Raw genomic sequence first — 242 nt, forward strand, 5'->3', positions numbered from 1 at the left:
GCAATGCAGTGGCATCAGCACCGGCTGTCAACGAGAATGTTTCTATACCCATTCCCGTTACTCCACCAAGCAGCCTACAAGCGGATATTCAGCCATCACCTCAGAAACAGCCTAGCCAGCAATCTGAGAATGTAGCTGCACCAGCACCTATAAACAGCCTACAAGCAGAACTCCAGAGATTACAGGCAAAATACCGCACCCAACAATCTGGCAATGCAGTGGCATCAGCACCGGCTGTCAAC

Annotated in this window: 1 protein-coding gene; it reads left to right on the plus strand. The window is 50.8% G+C overall.

The window, feature by feature from the left end; genetic code table 11:
- On the plus strand, positions 1-242 hold a 242-nt coding region (locus ACM0OS_RS29105; protein ID WP_414546640.1), incomplete at both ends, for a hypothetical protein.

The organism is Nostoc sp. CCY0012, from assembly GCF_963920855.1.
Classification (GTDB): Bacteria; Cyanobacteriota; Cyanobacteriia; order Cyanobacteriales; family Nostocaceae; genus Cyanocohniella.